Annotated in this window: 16 protein-coding genes and 1 riboswitch; of the genes, 8 read left to right on the top strand and 8 right to left on the bottom strand. The window is 72.4% G+C overall.

Annotated elements, in window-relative coordinates; genetic code table 11:
* Positions 1 to 408: 408 nt before the first annotated feature.
* A complete protein-coding gene (locus tag ACFV20_RS01980) occupies positions 409 to 705 on the bottom strand; it encodes a chorismate mutase (protein ID WP_385651347.1) in 297 nt (98 codons plus the stop codon).
* Between the two features lie 327 nt (positions 706 to 1,032).
* On the opposite strand from ACFV20_RS01980, the gene guaA reads away from it, so the two are divergent.
* Complete coding sequence (gene guaA, locus ACFV20_RS01975) at positions 1,033 to 2,613, top strand: glutamine-hydrolyzing GMP synthase (protein ID WP_385651345.1); 1,581 nt, start codon at positions 1,033 to 1,035, stop codon at positions 2,611 to 2,613.
* Positions 2,614 to 2,622: 9 nt separating this feature from the next.
* Here guaA and ACFV20_RS01970 read toward each other — a convergent pair whose 3' ends face one another.
* Positions 2,623 to 3,096, bottom strand: coding sequence for a pyridoxamine 5'-phosphate oxidase family protein (locus ACFV20_RS01970; protein ID WP_385651342.1), 474 nt, complete (start codon positions 3,094 to 3,096; stop codon positions 2,623 to 2,625).
* A 188-nt stretch (positions 3,097 to 3,284) separates the two neighbouring features.
* Between ACFV20_RS01970 and ACFV20_RS01965 the strand changes: the two genes are divergently transcribed.
* On the top strand, positions 3,285 to 4,079 hold the full coding sequence (locus ACFV20_RS01965) for a class II aldolase/adducin family protein (RefSeq protein WP_385651339.1): 795 nt from the start codon (positions 3,285 to 3,287) through the stop codon (positions 4,077 to 4,079).
* Positions 4,080 to 4,261: 182 nt separating this feature from the next.
* Here the strand turns inward: ACFV20_RS01965 and ACFV20_RS01960 are convergent, their stop codons facing one another.
* On the bottom strand, positions 4,262 to 5,143 hold the full coding sequence (locus tag ACFV20_RS01960) for a DUF4429 domain-containing protein (RefSeq protein ID WP_385651336.1): 882 nt from the start codon (positions 5,141 to 5,143) through the stop codon (positions 4,262 to 4,264).
* Positions 5,144 to 5,429: 286 nt separating this feature from the next.
* Between ACFV20_RS01960 and ACFV20_RS01955 the strand changes: the two genes are divergently transcribed.
* Entirely contained in the window at positions 5,430 to 6,725 is a 1,296-nt protein-coding gene (locus ACFV20_RS01955) for a hypothetical protein (RefSeq protein ID WP_385651956.1), read from the top strand.
* 169 nt (positions 6,726 to 6,894) lie between these two features.
* Entirely contained in the window at positions 6,895 to 7,425 is a 531-nt protein-coding gene (locus ACFV20_RS01950) for a DoxX family membrane protein (protein ID WP_385651333.1), read from the top strand.
* 330 nt (positions 7,426 to 7,755) lie between these two features.
* Here the strand turns inward: ACFV20_RS01950 and ACFV20_RS01945 are convergent, their stop codons facing one another.
* Positions 7,756 to 7,980, bottom strand: coding sequence for a hypothetical protein (locus tag ACFV20_RS01945; RefSeq protein WP_385651330.1), 225 nt, complete (start codon positions 7,978 to 7,980; stop codon positions 7,756 to 7,758).
* Positions 7,967 to 9,430, bottom strand: a complete 1,464-nt coding sequence (locus tag ACFV20_RS01940) for a PspC domain-containing protein (RefSeq protein WP_385651328.1) — start codon at positions 9,428 to 9,430, stop codon at positions 7,967 to 7,969. Before ACFV20_RS01940 ends, ACFV20_RS01945 begins: the two co-directional genes overlap by 14 nt.
* 177 nt (positions 9,431 to 9,607) lie before the next feature.
* Between ACFV20_RS01940 and ACFV20_RS01935 the strand changes: the two genes are divergently transcribed.
* Entirely contained in the window at positions 9,608 to 10,900 is a 1,293-nt protein-coding gene (locus tag ACFV20_RS01935) for a PspC domain-containing protein (RefSeq protein WP_385651325.1), read from the top strand.
* Entirely contained in the window at positions 10,897 to 11,637 is a 741-nt protein-coding gene (locus ACFV20_RS01930) for a LuxR C-terminal-related transcriptional regulator (RefSeq protein ID WP_385651322.1), read from the top strand. The genes ACFV20_RS01935 and ACFV20_RS01930 overlap by 4 nt, the downstream gene beginning before the upstream one ends.
* Positions 11,638 to 11,646: 9 nt before the next feature.
* Here ACFV20_RS01930 and ACFV20_RS01925 read toward each other — a convergent pair whose 3' ends face one another.
* Positions 11,647 to 12,705 (bottom strand): NlpC/P60 family protein, encoded by a 1,059-nt coding sequence (locus ACFV20_RS01925; protein WP_385651320.1) that lies wholly within the window; start codon positions 12,703 to 12,705, stop codon positions 11,647 to 11,649.
* A gap of 419 nt (positions 12,706 to 13,124) precedes the next feature.
* Between ACFV20_RS01925 and ACFV20_RS01920 the strand changes: the two genes are divergently transcribed.
* Complete coding sequence (locus ACFV20_RS01920; protein WP_385651318.1) at positions 13,125 to 13,478, top strand: hypothetical protein; 354 nt, start codon at positions 13,125 to 13,127, stop codon at positions 13,476 to 13,478.
* Here ACFV20_RS01920 and ACFV20_RS01915 read toward each other — a convergent pair.
* On the bottom strand, positions 13,456 to 14,388 hold the full coding sequence (locus tag ACFV20_RS01915) for a hypothetical protein (RefSeq protein ID WP_385651315.1): 933 nt from the start codon (positions 14,386 to 14,388) through the stop codon (positions 13,456 to 13,458). The genes ACFV20_RS01920 and ACFV20_RS01915 overlap by 23 nt on opposite strands.
* A gap of 324 nt (positions 14,389 to 14,712) precedes the next feature.
* Here ACFV20_RS01915 and ACFV20_RS01910 point away from each other — a divergent pair, with 324 nt between their 5' ends.
* Positions 14,713 to 15,270, top strand: a complete 558-nt coding sequence (locus ACFV20_RS01910) for a hypothetical protein (protein WP_385651313.1) — start codon at positions 14,713 to 14,715, stop codon at positions 15,268 to 15,270.
* A gap of 85 nt (positions 15,271 to 15,355) precedes the next feature.
* Here the strand turns inward: ACFV20_RS01910 and ACFV20_RS01905 are convergent, their stop codons facing one another.
* On the bottom strand, positions 15,356 to 16,534 hold the full coding sequence (locus tag ACFV20_RS01905; RefSeq protein ID WP_385651311.1) for an NlpC/P60 family protein: 1,179 nt from the start codon (positions 16,532 to 16,534) through the stop codon (positions 15,356 to 15,358).
* Positions 16,535 to 16,542: 8 nt separating this feature from the next.
* Positions 16,543 to 16,714, bottom strand: a riboswitch (cyclic di-AMP (ydaO/yuaA leader).
* Between the last annotated feature and the right edge of the window lie 211 nt (positions 16,715 to 16,925).

Genomic DNA, 16,925 nt, shown 5'->3' with positions numbered 1-16,925 from the left:
TACGCATCGTGCTGGATGAACGCGGCGCCCGCAACCGTTTGACCCAGACTTGTGCATTTATGCAAGGTCCGCCGGTCGGCCCCGGGCGTCCCCGGAGCCGACCGTTCTCTTGGTGACCGGGCTGCTGTCCCCTGCCGTCCGGTCACTTCCCTGGAGCGAGGTCCCACGACGCACGGCACGATCCGTGCGTCTCATCGCCCCAGTGAGCCACGCGTGGTTCTTTCGGGCCCGCCCCTGGCTGGCACGGACACCGGGACCAACGACGCGGTGCGGGGGCGGTCACGCGCCGTACGGGTGAGAGCGATGCGTACGTCTGTCCCGGGAACACGAACCCGGGCCCGGAGGCCGCAGACGCCCGGGCGTTCAGACCCCCGGGCTTCAGATCCCGAGGCCTCAGATCCCGAGGCCTCAGATCTTGCCGCGGCACAGCTCCAGCAGGGTCATCGCGAGCGCGGTCCCCGGCTTGCCCAGCGCCTCCCTGTAGTGGGCGAGGACGTCCATCTCGCGGGAGAGGTTCACCCGCCGGCCGCCGGAGGCGATCCGCGCCTCCTGGATGACGGCGGAGACGGCCACCCGTTCCTGGATCAGGCCGATGATCCGGTCGTCGAGCGCGTCGATCCGCTCGCGTGCTCCGCTGATCACGCCGGCGGCCTCGGGAGTGCGGGCACCGGTGACGTCGATGGCGGTCGTGTCGATGGCGGTCATGGGGGCTCCTCGTCGTCGGGGGCCGCCCCGGGGCGACACGGCCCGGACGACGACAGGCGCCCCGGGCCTTGTCGGCCCGGGGCGCCTGGGAAGTCGCTTGTCAGTTGCTCAAGCAGCACGACCATGGCGTCCGGCGGGCCGGATGCCATAGGTAAAGACGAACGTCTGCTGCGAGAACATGGGGCAAGTATGCACCGCCTCCGGGGGCCGTCCAAGCCGGTTCGCATCCTGAGACGGGGTGCTCGTCCGGTGCACGAAAGGAGCCCGGCGGCCCCCCGGTAGAATCGGGTGGCACAAGACCCCCGCCCCACCGCCGGAAGGCACCCCGTGTCATCAGCGACTCCCGCTGCCAACGCCGCCGACACCGTCCTGGTCGTCGACTTCGGCGCGCAGTACGCCCAGCTCATCGCCCGTCGCGTCCGCGAGGCGCGGGTCTACAGCGAGATCGTGCCGAGCACCATGCCGGTCCGGGAGATGCTCGCCAAGAACCCCGCGGCGATCATCCTCTCCGGCGGCCCCTCGTCGGTCTACGCGGAGGGCGCGCCCAGCCTGGACCGCGAGATCTTCGAGGCCGGCGTCCCCGTCTTCGGCATGTGCTACGGCTTCCAGCTGATGGCGAGCGCCCTCGGCGGCACCGTCGACAACACCGGAGCCCGCGAGTACGGCCGCACCGACCTGCACGTCTCCAAGGTGTCCTCCACCCTCTTCGAGGGCACCCCCGCCGAGCAGCCCGTCTGGATGTCGCACGGCGACGCCTGCTCCGCCGCCCCCGAGGGCTTCACCGTCACGGCCTCCACGGACGTCGTCCCGGTCGCCGCCTTCGAGAACGACGAGAAGAAGCTCTACGGCGTCCAGTACCACCCCGAGGTGATGCACTCCACGCACGGGCAGCAGGTGCTGGAGCACTTCCTCTACCGGGGTGCGGGGCTCACGCCGAACTGGACGACCGGCAACGTCATCGAGGAGCAGGTCGCCGCCATCCGCGAGCAGGTCGGCGACAAGCGCGCCATCTGCGGTCTGTCCGGCGGCGTGGACTCCGCGGTCGCCGCGGCCCTCGTGCAGAAGGCCATCGGCTCCCAGCTGACCTGCGTGTACGTCGACCACGGCCTGATGCGCAAGGGCGAGACCGAGCAGGTCGAGAAGGACTTCGTGGCCGCGACCGGCGTGCAGCTGAAGGTCGTGGACGCCCAGGAGCGGTTCCTCAAGGCGCTCGCCGGGGTCTCCGACCCCGAGCAGAAGCGGAAGATCATCGGCCGCGAGTTCATCCGGGTCTTCGAGCAGGCCCAGCTGGAGATCCTCCAGGAGGAGGGCCCCGAGGTCGCCTTCCTCGTGCAGGGCACCCTCTACCCGGACATCGTCGAGTCCGGCGGCGGCACCGGCACCGCCAACATCAAGTCCCACCACAACGTGGGCGGCCTCCCCGACGACATCGAGTTCGAGCTCGTCGAGCCGCTGCGCCAGCTGTTCAAGGACGAGGTCCGCATGGTCGGCCAGGAGCTCGGCCTGCCGGAGGAGATCGTCCAGCGCCAGCCCTTCCCCGGACCGGGCCTCGGCATCCGCATCGTCGGTGAGGTCACCAAGGAGCGCCTGGACCTGCTGCGCGAGGCCGACGCCATCGCCCGCGAGGAGCTCACGGCGGCCGGCCTCGACCGCGACATCTGGCAGTGCCCGGTGGTCCTGCTCGCCGACGTCCGCAGCGTCGGCGTCCAGGGCGACGGCCGCACCTACGGCCACCCCATCGTGCTGCGCCCCGTCTCGTCCGAGGACGCCATGACGGCCGACTGGTCGCGTCTGCCCTACGAGGTCCTCGCCCGGATCTCCACGCGGATCACCAACGAGGTGAAGGACGTCAACCGCGTCGTCCTCGACGTGACCTCGAAGCCGCCGGGCACCATCGAGTGGGAGTGATCCCGAGGCTTAGGTGCGCTTGATCGTGCGCAGGGCGGCGCCGGGCGTCCAGACCTGGACGACGAGGTACGTGTCGTCCTCGACGTAGGTCCGCACGACCTCCGTCAGCTCGGTGCGGAAGAGGTGGAACGGCTCCGGCGGTTCCACCTCTTCGACGTATCCGGCCTTGGTCTCCAGGTCGTCGACCTCGACCGCCCGGCCGCTGATCCGGACGTCGCCGCCGCCCATGCCCGTGCCCGCGCCGGGGTTCGCCTGGAGCGCGAAGCGCGGATCGCGGCGCAGGTCGAGGGCCTTGAGCGAGTCGGGCATCATGCCGAGCCACAGCTCGCCGTTCAGGAACCGCGCCTCCAGGCCGCTGGTGCGGGGCGAACCGTCCTTACGGAGGGTGGCGAGGATGTGGTGCGTGAAGGCACCGAAACGCTTCTCCACGGTGTCGGCCAGATCCGGTTCGGCCGCGGCGAAAGCCGCCCAGTTCGCTGTCATGGGAAGAGTGTCGCGCCGAATCCCGACATCTTCTGTCGGCTGTTCGTGGGGTGCGGGAGCCAGGGGGCACTCGCAGGGCACAGGGTGCTCGCAGGGGCGCTCGTGGCATCTTCACGAACCGCTCCTGTTCTTCCCGGCCTCACGGACGGTAACTTCCGCCCGTACGCAGAACCAGTGCTGGAGGACCTATGCACGGGCCCACGCCGCCCCTGCCGCTGCCCACCGACCGGCTGCGCTTCGCCATGCCGCCGATGCACGAGTCGGTCGAGGACGAGCGCAGGCACCGCAAGGAACGGCTCGCCGGCGCCCTGAGGATCTTCGGGCGGCTGGGCTACGAGGACGGTGTCTCCGGGCACATCACGGCCCGCGACCCGGAGTTCACCGACTGCTTCTGGGTCAACCCGTTCGGGATGCCCTTCCGGCACGTCACCGTGAGCGACCTCGTGCTCGCCAACCAGGACGGCCAGGTCGTCGAGGGCGGCTACCACGTCAACCAGGCCGCCTTCACCGTGCACGCCCAGGTCCACGCCGCCCGGCCCGACGTGGTCGCCGTCGCCCACTGCCACTCGGTGCACGGCAGGGCGCTCGCGGCCCTCGGCGAGCTGCTGGAGCCGATCACCCAGGAGAGCTGCGCCTTCTACGAGGACCACGCCCTGTACGACACGTACACGGGCGTCTCCGTCGACGCCGAGGAGGGGCGGCGCATCGCGGAGGTGCTGGGCTCCCGCAAGGCGCTCGTGCTGCGCAACCACGGGCTGCTGACCGTCGGCGACTCGGTGGACGCGGCGGCCTGGTGGTTCGTTTCGATGGAACGCTCCTGCCAGGTGCAGCTGACCGCCCAGGCGGCCGGGCGGCCGGTCCGGATCGAGCACCGGATGGCGGTGGCGACCAGGGAGCAGCTGGGCGGCGACCTGGTCGCGTGGATCAACTACCAGCCGATGTGGGAGGACGTCAGCCGCAGCGAGCCGGGACTGCTGAGCTGACGCCGGGGCTGCTGATTGGACGCCTGTGCCGCCGACCGGACGCCGGGGCTGCTGAGTGGACGTGGGTGCTGCTGATTGGACGCGGTGCCGCCGGTCGGACGCCGGGGCCGCTGAGCTGACGCGGAGGTCCGCCGAGCTGACGCGGGGGTCAGCCGAGCTGACGCCGGGGCGACCGAGCCGGCTCAGAAGCCGCGCAGGACCGCTGTCTTCGTCCTCGTGAACTCCTCGTCCGTGAGGACGCCTTCGCGGTGCAGCCGTCCCAGTTCGCGCAGCCGGCGCAGCAGTACGTCGTGGTGGTCGGGGGCGGGCGGTGGCACGAGGTGCGCCGCCGACCCGTCGCTCCCGGTCGGGATGCGTGCGGACGGGTGCGGCAGCCGGGCGGTGACCGCCGCGGCGACGAGCGCGGTGAGCAGATCCCGGCGGGCGCTGCCCCACAGGCAGAGCGCGTACGGGTCCTTCTCGGGCGGCAGCGCCGCGGACACGGTCTCGCCGGTCACGAAACGCAGGGAACCGTCCACGCGGCCGGTGTTCGGCAGCCACTCGACCCGGACGAGCTCGTCCGCGGCGATGATCCGCGGGCCGGTGGCGCGTTTGACCCGCTCGGAGGTCTCCGCCCAGTCGATGCGGATCCGGGTGCCGTCGAAGGAGACCGTCCCGTCCGAGGTGCGCACGGAGACCGGGACCGGCGGACCGGGCAGCAGATAGGTCCGCGCCGGTTCCTGCGGGATCCGGTCCAGGAGCAGCGCACGGCGGATCTCCTCGGTGACGTACTCGGCGACTCCCGTCCGGTCGGCGTCCACCGCCAGCCGGTAGGGATCGGCCGCGTCCGGCAACCGCCCGCCCGTCGCCTGGAGCAGGGGATCGGCGCCCTCCCGCAGCCGCAACCGCAGCCGTCCGCGCCTGCGGTCGGGTTCCAGGACGATCCCGGCAACCGCCGCGAGCGGCACGGCGATCTCCCCCAGCGTCCGCCGGAACAGCGGCACGGAGCGGTTCAGGTCGGGCGTGATCCGGATCGTGTCACCGTCGAAGGCCCAGGTCCCGTCCCGCTGGATGATCTCGGCCATAGGGGAATTCTCCCAGCCGGGTCAACAGGGCGCGCCGAACTTCACCCGTGTTGACCAGACCGTGCGGACGCGGACCGGGGGGTGTAGGGCACAATTCGACGTCGTCGCACGGGAGTTGCACAGCGGTGTTTCCGGGGTCCGGAAGGCCGGCGGTGGTTGGGTCGCGGGAAGGCGGGCGTCGGGCGTGGCGGTGCGGGAGACGGGGCAGAGCGGCGCGGACCCGGGCGGGTACACGGCCGCGCGTGCGGGTGTCCGTGCCGAGGGGTACGCGGGCGGCTACGCCGCCGTGCCCACCGGTGGGCACGGCGGGTACGCCGGTGGACAACCGGGCGGCCCCGGGGGTGATCACGACGGCGGGTGCGCCTGCGGGGACTGCCCGCACGGGGCACGTGAAGGGCACCGGCGGGCCGTCGCCGCGTTCCTGCGCCGCCGGGACGAGTTCGCCGCCGGCCACGGACTGCCGGCCGCGGTGGCCCACTCCGCCTCCGCCTCCCGCCAGTGGGTCTCCGAGGAACTGGCGCAGTCCGCCGAGCAGGTCGCCGAACGAGGGCGCGCCGAGGGGCAGGCCTGGCTGACGGGCCTGTGGCGGCGCACCGCGGTCGTGGTCGGGGCGGCCGTGGTGCTGTTGCTGCTCGGTCAGGCCCTCACCGCGGTCGGCACCGGCTGGACGGCGGCGCGTACGGCCGGACTGGCCGCCGCGCTGGTGACGGCCCTGGCGCTCACCGCCGCGTCCTGGTTCCACCGGGCCAGGGGCGGGGCGCTGGCGCCCGTGATCGGCGAGGACAACCGGCTGTCCACGTCCCGCACGGTCGCCGCTGCCTGGGTGCTGTTCGTGGCGTACTCGGTGCTCGTCCTCGCGGGGCGGCTCGCCGCCGCCTCCGGACACCGGGAGCGCGACGCCCTGATCTCCGGGCTGGACCTCGCCCGGGGCGCCGGCGTCGTGACCGTGCTCGCCGTGCTGTGCGGGATCGCCGTGCTCGTGCGGCGGGTGGTCGGACTGCGGGTGCGGGGCCAGCGGCTGCAGAAGGTGCGCGCCGACCGGCCACGGGCCGCCGACCTGCTGACCGACGACGCGGGACGGGGCACCTTCGCCGACATCCAGTACGTCGTGATCAGCGGCGTCGCCCTGGTCTTCGCGGCGGTACGGCTGGCCCGGCACCCGGAGCAACTGCCGGATCTGCCCTGGGGACTGGCGGTGGTGGTGCTGGTGTCGGGCGCCACGTATCTGACGGGCAAGTACGCCGAAGGCGGCCGGCCGGTCATCCTCTCCGTCGTCCGGGCCCGGGAGGCGGGCGACCTGGACGGGCCGATCCGCACCGGCGACGACATCGAGATCCGCGGCGCGGGATTCGTGCCGCCGGGGGCACAGGGAGCCGACCGGCTGGCCCGGATGGTCGTGCGCGTGGGCGCGGTGCACGTCCACGTGCCGCTGGTGCCGGTGCCCGGCGGGTTCCGCAACCCCACGGACACGCTGCTGACCGTGCCGGTACCGGCCGACGTGGAGCCGGGCCGGGTGGAGGTGCAGGTCGTCACCGCCGCGGGGGCCGAGACGAATCGGTACGCGGTCGACGTGACGGAGTGAGGGGGCCGGCCCCGGAGGCCACGCCCTCGGCCATCACCACGCCGCGGCACCCCACGTCGCGGCAAGGTCGGCCCGAGCCGTTCGCGCAGGATTGAGCGCGCTCCGTTCGGCGTACGTATCGTCTGTTGAGGGGGTCTCGGCACCGGTGGGCGAGAGGCGGCCAGCAGCGATGACTCACGGCATGAGAACGGACACGCACACCCCCCACTTCGGGGACGGGGGAGGCTGGCGCGACCACGCCACCCGCTACGCCCTGCTGCCCCTGCGCATCTTCCTCGGCGTCACCTTCATCTACGCCGGCCTGGACAAGCTCACCGACAGCGCCTTCATGAAGGACTCCGGTGCCGGGTCGATCGGCGACATGATGCGTGCCGTACGCGACTCCTCCGCCATTCCCGCCCTGGTCGACCTCTCCCTCAAGAGCCCCGTCGGGTTCGGCTACGCCATCGCCTTCGGGGAACTCGCCGTCGGCATCGGCACGCTGCTCGGTCTGCTCGCCCGTCTGGCCGCGCTCGGCGGCGCGCTGATCTCCCTCAGCCTGTGGCTGACCGTGAGCTGGGCCTCCGACCCGTACTACTACGGCAACGACCTCGCCTACCTCATGGCCTGGACGCCCCTGATCCTCGCGGGCGCGCCCCTGCTGTCCGTCGACGCGGCGCTGCGGTCACGACGACGGCAGCGAAGCGGCGGGTACCGGTAGCCGGGGCGGTACGGGCGGATGCCGGTGGCCGGGCCGTACCGGCGGATGCCGGTGGCCGGGGTGGTACCGGCGGATGCCGGTGGCCGGGCCGTACCGGCGGGTGCCGGTGGTCGGGGTGGTACCGGCGGATACCGCAAGCCGGGCCGTACCGGCGGGTGCCGGTGGCCGGGGTCGTTTCGGCGGCGGGCCCATGCCGGCCGCCCACCGCTACCGGTGTCAGCTCGCGTCCGCGCCCGTCCGGCCGTCCCGGCGGCGCCGGCGCACCACGCCCGTCAGCAGCGCCACCGCGCCCGCCAGGCGGCCCACGTCGGCCGCCCACCGCTCCCGGCGTCAGCCCGCGTCCGCGCCCGTCCGGCCGTCCCGGCGGCGCCGGCGCATCATGCCCGTCAGCAGCGCCACCGCGCCCGCCAGGCACAGCCCGCCCGTGACGAGGGGAATCGCGACGAACCACGGGGTGTGCCAGGCGCCGCCCGCGTCACCCGCGTACAGGACACCCGCCAGCACGAGGACGGTGCCGGCGATCAGCTTCCCGGGCTGGGGTTCATGACGCAGCACGGCTGACCTCCGCCTGTCCCACGCCGACCTGGAGGTCCAGGTCGATCGTGCCGGACTTCTCGGCACCCCGGGCGGGAGAGAGGGTGATCCGCTTGTGCCGTCCCGGCTGCACGTCCACGTCCTTCGGGTCGTCCCCCGGTAGTTGCAGATCGCCGACGCCCACCTCGACGTCCAGCCGCACCGTCACGTCGCCGGGCACCAGCACCCTGACCTTGCCCATGCCGATGTCCGCCCGTGTCGTGACCGTCTGCTTCCCGGACACGTCCAGCCTCCTCAGGTCCAGGGTGCCGACGCCGGTGCCCAGCTCGTACCGGGGCCGTACGTCCGCCACGGTGGCGGGTTGCCAGGTGGTGCGCGTCCAGTGCGTGTCGATCTCCTTCGGCAGCGCCGCCGCGCCGGCCAGCAGCCCGGCCGTGACGATCGCCAGGAAGACCGATCCCGCACCGGTCCGGCCCAGGAACGCGCTGACGGCTATGCCCAGGCCCAGAACGGCGAGCGCACAGGACAGGCCCGTCTGCAGGCTGGTGCCCAGCGGGTGCCCGTCCCACGTGAGGCTCGTGCCCAGAGCGCCGGCGAGCAGCGCCAGCAGGAAGACCCAGCCGCCGATCCAGCGGGGGCCGCGCGGCCGGGGCGGCACGGGACGCCGGCCGGGTATCTCCTCGCCCGGGGCCGGGCGGGCGCCGGGCCGGGTGCCGAGACCGATGTTGACGGCCGCGGCGACATCCAGGTCGCGGGTGTCGCGCGGGCCCCACAGATAGCCCGTGCCGCCGATGTGGGTGCCGTCCTTGACGATGGGGTCGCGCCACCAGGACGGGGAGGTGAGGAACACCGGCGGCGCCTGGGGCTCCGGCGGCGCGTCGGCGGCGGCCTGGGCGGCCAGCGGGTCGGGGCTGGGGGCGCCGCGCTGGCGTGACCAGTAACCGGCGCCCGCGAGGACCAGGGAGAGGACGACGGCGAAGGTCAGCACCCCGCCGTTGTGCAGCATGGTCAGAAACACCCCGCAGCCGACCAGCGCGAACAGCACGGCCACCAGGGCCTGGCCGTCGACGCGGCCGGTGAGCAGCTTGCGGACCTCGTTCTCCTCCTCGTCGTCGTAGGGGACGAAGAGCCAGGCGAAGCCGTAGAAGAGGAGGCCGATGCCGCCGGTGGCGGAGAGCACGGCGAGGGTGATGCGGAAGATCACCGGGTCCATGTCGCACTGCCGCCCCAGTCCGGCGCAGACGCCGGCCAGCGTCTTGTGGCGGCGGTCACGGCGGAACGCGTGCGGCGGGCCGGGCGGGACGGCGTCCTCGCCGGGGGCGGCCGTACCGGGTGCTCCTCCCTGTTGTCCCGCGTCCGCGCGGCCGGGCGCGGGCCCCGCGGCGGGCGCGGCATCCTGCGGCCCGGCACCCTCGGGGCGCGGGCCGGAGCCGGGTCCCGGACCCGTCGCGGCGTGCTCGTGATCGGTCATGGGTCCATGGTGACGGGCGCGGCGCCCCGGCGGGAGTCGGAACGACCCTGGCCGGACCCTGATATCGGCCCCGAGAAGCGGCTCGGGAAGCGTTCGAGGGGCGCCCGGCTCAGATCAGGGGAGCCTCAGGGGCCGACCCTGATGCTCCGGACTCCCGCACGTGTGACCATCAATGGCATGTCGGAAGCCGCAGCAGCGCCCCTCGCCGAACCGCGGCCGCCGCGCAAGCTCTACCGCAGCAGTGACGGACGCTGGCTCGGGGGCGTGGCGCGGGGCCTCGCCGGGCATCTCGGGCTGCCCGTGATCTGGGTGCGGCTCGTCTTCGTCGGCCTGTTCATGGCCGACGGCCTCGGCGCGCTGCTGTACGCCGCGTTCTGGTTCTTCGTCCCGCTCGGCGTCGGCGGTGTCGAGGCCCAGCGGCCGCCGTCGCCCACGACCGAGGAGACATCGGCCGACGGCCGCCGCAGACGCGTCGCGCGCAGACCGGACCGGGGCCAGATCGTCGCCCTGCTCCTCATGGTCGTGGTGGCCATGGTCTTCGTGGGCAAGGTGAACCTCAGCGGCGGTGCCCGGGCCTACCTCTGGCCGGCCGTCCTCGTCGGCGCGGGCGTCGCCCTGGTCTGGCGGCAGGCGGACAACGCCCGGCGGGCCCGCTGGGCCGAGGTCGGCCGCCGCCGGCGCACGGTGACGCTGCTGCGCTCGGTGGGCGGCGTGCTGCTGGTGACGGCCGGCGTCTCCGGCATCTTCGTCCTCCAGGGCTCCGCGGCGCACCTCGGGTCCGTCCTGCAGGCGGCCCTCGCGGTCCTCGTCGGGATAACGCTGCTCGCCGGGCCGTACCTGGTGCGCATGACGCAGGACCTCTCCGAGGAGCGCCTGATGCGCATCCGCGCCCAGGAACGCGCGGAGGTCGCCGCCCATGTGCACGACTCGGTGCTGCACACCCTCACCCTGATACAGCGCAACGCGGACAACGCCGGCGAGGTCCGCCGCCTGGCCCGCGCCCAGGAACGCGACCTGCGCACCTGGCTCTACAAGCCCGAGGGCACCGGCAAGGACGAGGCCGACGAACCCACCACCCTCGCCGACGCCGTCCGGCGCAACGCCGCCGAGGTGGAGGACAAGCACGGTGTGCCCATCGAGGTCGTCGTCGTGGGCGACTGCCCTCTCGACGACGGGATCGCCGCACAGATGCAGGCCGCGCGGGAAGCAATGGTGAACGCCGCCAAGTACGGTGGCGAAGGCGGCGCCGTGCAGGTCTTCGCCGAGGTCGAGGGGAAGACGGTCTTCGTGTCCGTCCGGGACCGCGGTCCCGGCTTCGACCTCGATGCGATACCCGCCGACCGGATGGGTGTCAGAGAATCGATCATCGGCCGCATGGAGCGCAACGGCGGCACGGCGCGGCTGCGCGCGGTGCCGGACGGCGGCACGGAGGTCGAGCTGGAGATGGAGAGGGCGGAGAAGACGTCATGAGCGACCCGACCGAGGCGAACGGTACGGCGGGATCGGCAAAGGCGGCGGGGCCCGCGGAGCATGGCGGCGGTCCGGGGCGTCATGTCCGCGTGGTTCTCGTGGACGACCACCGCATGTTCCGTACGGGGGTCCAGGCCGAGATCGGGCAGACCGGGCAGACCGGCGTCGAGGTCGTCGGCGAGGCCGCGGACGTCGACCAGGCCGTCACGGTCATCACCGCGACCCGTCCCGAGGTGGTCCTCCTCGACGTCCACCTGCCCGGTGGGGGCGGCGTGGAAGTGCTGCGCCGCTGCGCGCCGTTGATGGCGGACAGCGAGCAGCCGGTGCGCTTCCTCGCCCTGTCCGTGTCGGACGCCGCGGAGGACGTGATCGGCGTGATCCGCGGCGGTGCCCGCGGCTACGTCACCAAGACGATCACCGGCACGGACCTCGTGGACTCCATCTTCCGCGTCCAGGAGGGCGACGCGGTCTTCTCGCCCCGGCTGGCCGGGTTCGTCCTGGACGCCTTCGCCTCCACGGACGCGCCGCCGGTCGACGAGGACCTGGACCGCCTGACCCAGCGCGAGCGCGAGGTGCTGCGGCTCATCGCGCGGGGCTACGCCTACAAGGAGATCGCCAAGCAGCTGTACATCTCCGTCAAGACGGTCGAGTCGCATGTCTCGGCGGTGCTGCGCAAGCTCCAGCTGTCGAACCGGCACGAGCTGACGCGCTGGGCGACGGCGCGCCGGCTGGTCTGACGCCGGCCCTCACACCACCCGCGTCGCCCCCGCGAACGGCATCTCGTCCAGCGGCGCGACGCGCACCGGTGCCGACGGGTTCGGGGCGTGGATCATGCGGCCGTCGCCCACGTAGATGCCGACGTGGCTGATGCCGGCGTAGAAGAAGACCAGGTCGCCGGGGAGGAGTTCGGAGCGGTCGACGCGGCGGCCGGCGGCGATCTGGGAGTACGTCGTGCGGGGGAGGGAGACGCCCGCCGCGCGGTAGGCGGCCTGGACGAGCCCCGAGCAGTCGAAGGCGTTCGGGCCGGTCGCGCCCCAGACATAGGGGCTGCCGAGCTTCTGGTAGGCGTAGGAGACGGCCGCTGCGGCGCGGGGGCCGGGCGCCCGGGAGGAAGCGGAGCCGGGGGCCGCGAGGGTCTCCCGGCCGCTCGCCGACCGTGAGGCCCGGTCCTGGGAGAGGCCCAGCCGGGAACGTTCCTGCGCGTCGAGCCGGGACAGCAGCCGCCGGGCCGAGCCCAGCTTGCCGGTGATCGTCTTCTTGTGCCGCTTCAGCTCGCTCTGCCGCGACTTCAGGGACGTCAGCTCGATGTGGGCGGCCCCGCGCAGCTGCTCGATCTCCCGGAGCTGCTCGCGCACCCGCGCGACGGCGGCGTTCTGCCGGGTGCCGGCCCGCTCGACGAACTCGGCGTTGTCGAGGTACCGGTCGGGATCGTCGGAGAGGGCGAGCTGCACCGCGGGGTCGAGACCGCCGGCGCGGTACTGCGCGGCGGCGACCGAGCCCAGGGCGTCACGGGCGGAGTTGAGCCGCTCCTCCTTGCGTGCCGCCTGGTCCTGGAGGTCCTTCAGCCGGTGCCCGGCCGCCTCGGCCTTCTCCTTCGCGCCGTTGTACTTCTCGGTGGCGACCTCCGCCTCCTGGTACAGCCGGTCCACCTTCGCCTCGACCTGGCCGGGGGTGAGCCGGGGCTCGGCGTGTCCGGTCCCGTCGAAGCCCGTCGCCGTCGCGGCGCCCGCGAGGGCGATCGTGGCGGCCGTACGGGCCTTGCCGCCACCCAATGCGCGCTGTCGGGGTTTGCGGTGCGCTGCCAACTGGAGGCCACGTCCTTTCCTCGACCGCCGGCGCGTGCGGCCGCCGGCGGGGAGCGGACGGGCGGCCTGCGCGTCCGGCGACGGCCCGCACAGGGGGGAGCGGACCGCCGCCGGACCATTTCGGCGGTGGTGTCCGACTGCCGCCCCTGGCCCGGGCGGCGGTGGGGAGCCGGGCACCTGGTGGGGACGCTAGGCGTCACCGTGGCGGGCCGTCGGCGGGTGTGCGGAAGTGACCCGAGAGGACCGGCGGTGACCGTATGCGACCATGAGCCCGCCCGCGCACCGTCTACTTCACTCAGCGTGATGACCGATGCGTCGAATCGTCGGCGAGTGACCGTGATCGACTGCTATGGGGTGCATTTATGCATCCATGGGCCGGTGTCGGGCGGCCCCGGAGCCCCTGATTAGGCTCCGGCCTCATGGACGTACTCATCCACCTCTTCGTCGGCCTCCACATCATCGGCATCGCCTCGCTCCTGGGCGGCTTCCTCACCCAGATGAAGGCGATGGGCGAGGGTACGGCCCGCTTCACCCCCGCGATGCTGCACGGCGCGTTCACGATGCTGGTCACCGGTGTGGTCCTGGTCGGCCTCAACCAGGCCGACGACCAGCCCGTGAACAACGTCAAGATCGGCGTGAAGCTGGCCCTGCTGATCGTGATCCTCGGCCTGGTCTACGTGAAGCGGGACGAAGAGAAGGTCGACAAGGGCCTCTTCGGCCTGGTGGGTCTGCTGACCACGGCGAACATCTTCATCGCCGTGCTCTGGACCTGATCCGGGAGCGCCGGGCGGAGGCGAGGGCCCAGGCGGTGCACCCGAGCCAGGCGGCCACCGCGATCCACAGCAGCACCTCCCCGGCGATGTCGAGCCAGGGGACGTCGAGGGCGGCGGCGACCGCGAGGGTCGCCGTGGCCGTCACGACCGCGGCGAACACGGTCGCCCAGCGCCGCACGTCGTAATGGTGGCGGGGCCAGAAGAGCTCGGCGAGGAGCAGGGCGACGCAGGCGGCCAGCGCCAGCACGAGCAGCGTGACCGTCGTCGTGCGCAGGACGTCGGCGTTCTCCTCGTTCCACAGGTACAGGCGCGGGCCGTCGGCGGCGAACAGCCGCGCTCCGGCCAGTGCCGACAGGGCGAGGGCACCGGCCGCCAGCCAGTGGTCCCCGCGCCCTTCCTCCACCTGCCGGGGCTGGAAGCGGAACAGGGCGAAGCCGTAGAGCGCGAGCCCCAGCCAGAACAGCACGAGGGCCGCGTGGGCGAGCCAGGCCGCCGCGTCGGCCGCGGCGAGCGTCGCGCCGAGCACGGCGAGTCCCTCGGTGGCCACGCAGCGCAGGAACACCGTTCCGCGTCGGCCCTGGGCCTCCGCGGTGAGCAGCACCGCCCAGAGCACCATGGCGAGCGCCAGGAGTGCCGCCGCCAGGGTCTGCTGCCCGGCCGCGGAGAAGCCGGCACCCAGGACGGCGGTCGCCGCCACCATGGTCAGCGCGGCCGGCGTCTCCGTGCGCCGCTCGCCGTGCGCCGCCCGCTGGGCCAGACCCGCGGCCGCGAGCAGCCAGGCCGCGCAGGCCAGGGCGAGGGTGATGCGGGCGAGGGCGGCGTACCCCGCCGAGTCCAGGCCGACCGACACGATGCCGGTCGCCAGCGCATACGTCGGCCACCAGGTGGCGAACGGGGAGGGACCGGACATAGCGCCGATGCTAGAGAGCGGCGCGCGCGTTACGTGAGGGGCACGCGCGTGTGCCCCCAAGAAGCGAGGAAACTGTCCGGTCGAGTTCTCGCGGGCCGGGTTTTCGGCACCGCCTTTGATGGAAGTGGCGCGTCGCCCTCAGGCTGGGCCGTCGACGGAAAAGGGTGGCCGAAAAGCAGTCAGTCCCTTGACGACCTGCGGAAAGGGAAGGCGGCGCTCCGTATTTCCGCAAGCTCAAAACCAGCTCAATAGGCTATTACAGGCTTTCTGGAGGGCTATAAAGTCTCACTCGTTCGCAAAACGAGTACATGACAAAGGAGCCCCGTGTTCACGCGTTCCGCCCTCCGTAACACCGTCGTCGCCGCAGCCGTGGCCATGACTGCCGTCACCGCGACCAGCGCCAGCGCCGCCTCCGGCTTAGGCGCCGAGGAACCGAAGGTCATCGCCCTAGGCGGCAACACGGGCCTCAAGATGATCGAAGGCGCCGAGGGCGCGGCTCTTCTGCGGGCCGACGCCACCGTGACCGCGGCCGCCGCCAACGTGTGCGGCTCCGGCTACACGATCTCCGCCGGCGCCGCGCGCTACGGCAATAACGCCAGCCTCTACCTGTGGTGGAACGGCAAGTACAGCGGCAGCAACAAGCTGTACGACAAGTACATCTGCGGTGTCCTCTTCAATGACACCGGCTCCGCGCGCTCCATGGGCATCCGGCTGAAGGACAACTTCACCGACACGCCTCACGCCGAGGACTTCGGCACGTACAGCACCTACGCCGGGCCCGTCTATCAGAAACGCGGCGGCTGCGGCGAGGCGTACTCCTACATGAAGTCCGGGAGCACTGTCGTCGTCGACAACACCTACACCATGTCCGGATGCAACTGATCTCCACGCGTGGCCGGCTGCGCCCCCTCGTTCAGGGCGCAGCCGTCGCCGCCGTCCAGCTCCTGAGCCTCCCCGCGGAGGCCTCTCAGGCCGGGCGGACCACGCTGTGGATCGCCGATTCGCCGTCGTAGTAGATCGACTCCTCGCGGACGTACGTGCCGGGCTTCGGGGCGTGGATCATCATGCCGTTTCCGATGTAGATCCCGACGTGGGTGACGTCGTCGTAGAAGAAGACCAGGTCACCGGGCTGGGCCTGGGAGAGCGGAACCGTGGTGCCGGCGTTCACCTGGTCGTAGGTCGTGCGCGGCAGGGTGACGCCCGCGGCCTTCCACGCGGCCTGGGTCAGGCCCGAGCAGTCGTAGGAGCCGGGGCCGACGGCGCCCCACACGTACGGCTTGCCGATCTGGGCGCGGGCGAAGGCCAGCGCCTTGTCGGCCTTGGTGGCGTACGAGGAGTCGGCCGGGGGTGTGGAGGAGGTCGAGCCGGAGCCCGTGGAGCCCGACGAGGCGGTCCCGCCGTCCTGCTGTCGGGAGGCCTCCTCCTGGGCCTGCTGCCGCGCGGCCTGCTGCCGGGCCAGTTCGTCGGCCTTGCGGGCGGCCTCCGCCCGCTTCTCCTTCTCGATCGCCGCGAGCCGGGCCTTCTCCTCGGCGGTCAGCTTCGACATCAGCTCGCGTGCCTCGGCGAGCTTGCGCTGGACGGTGGCCTTGGCCGTCTTCAGGCCGTCCTGCGAGTCGGTGAGCGTCTCGAGGCTCTCGGTGGCCTCCTGGCGCTTCTTCATCGTCTCGGACTGCTGGGTGACGTAGTCGTCGACCGCGACCTTCTGGCGGCCCGTCATCCGGTCCATCAGCTGGGTCTGGTCGAAGTAGTCCTGCGGGGTGTCCGCCAGCAGGAACGTCGCCGTGTCCGGGGCGGCGGCGCCGGTGCGGTACTGGGCGGAGGCGAAGGATCCCAGCTCCTCGCGCGCCTCGTTGAGCTTCTGGGTGCGCTGGGCGACGTCGTCGAGGAGGGTGTCGACGCGCTTGCGCTGCTTCGCGGTCTTCTCCTTGGCCGCGTTGTACTTGTCGGTCGCCGACTCGGCCTGGCGGTACAGGTCGTCGACCTTCTTCTCGACGTCCTCCAGGCTGGGCTTGTCGTCGGCCGCGGGGGCGGCGGTGGCCGACTGGGAGAGCAGGGCCACGGAGGTGAGGGCCGCCGTTGCGAGGGCGGGGGTCCGTATGCCTGCCATGCGCGTACCCGTAGGACGCGACTTGCGGTGCGACGCCAAGGGAGGCGACTCCTTCCATGTTCCGCCTACCGGGTTAGCTGTCGGGTTCGGGCGGGTGGTTCGGAAGGTTTGCCCTACGGCCTCTCCGCTCAGGGAGTCGGGCCGATTCACCCCAGGTTCACGGTTGGGTCCCCGGCTCCGGCTGCCGCTGCGGCACACCGGACTCGGCGGAGGCCGCGCGGCCCGGCGACGTTCGCCGGTGGGGGTCGTGCGGCCTGGTCGCACGGTAGCCAACTCGTGTGGCCCCTGTGAAGGTTGATGGGTGATATGCCCGATACATTTTCGTGACCTTATCCCCGGGCGTTGCCGAGAGTCAGCGATCAAGGGTGATTGGTGGGTGAAGATCCCCATATGTGGGGACCGTAGCGGGGCGTGATCACGCGGTCATGGA

Source organism: Streptomyces sp. NPDC059696 (assembly GCF_042733745.1).
Lineage (GTDB): Bacteria > Actinomycetota > Actinomycetes > Streptomycetales > Streptomycetaceae > Streptomyces.
This window is presented reverse-complemented; position numbering and strand designations above follow the sequence as displayed.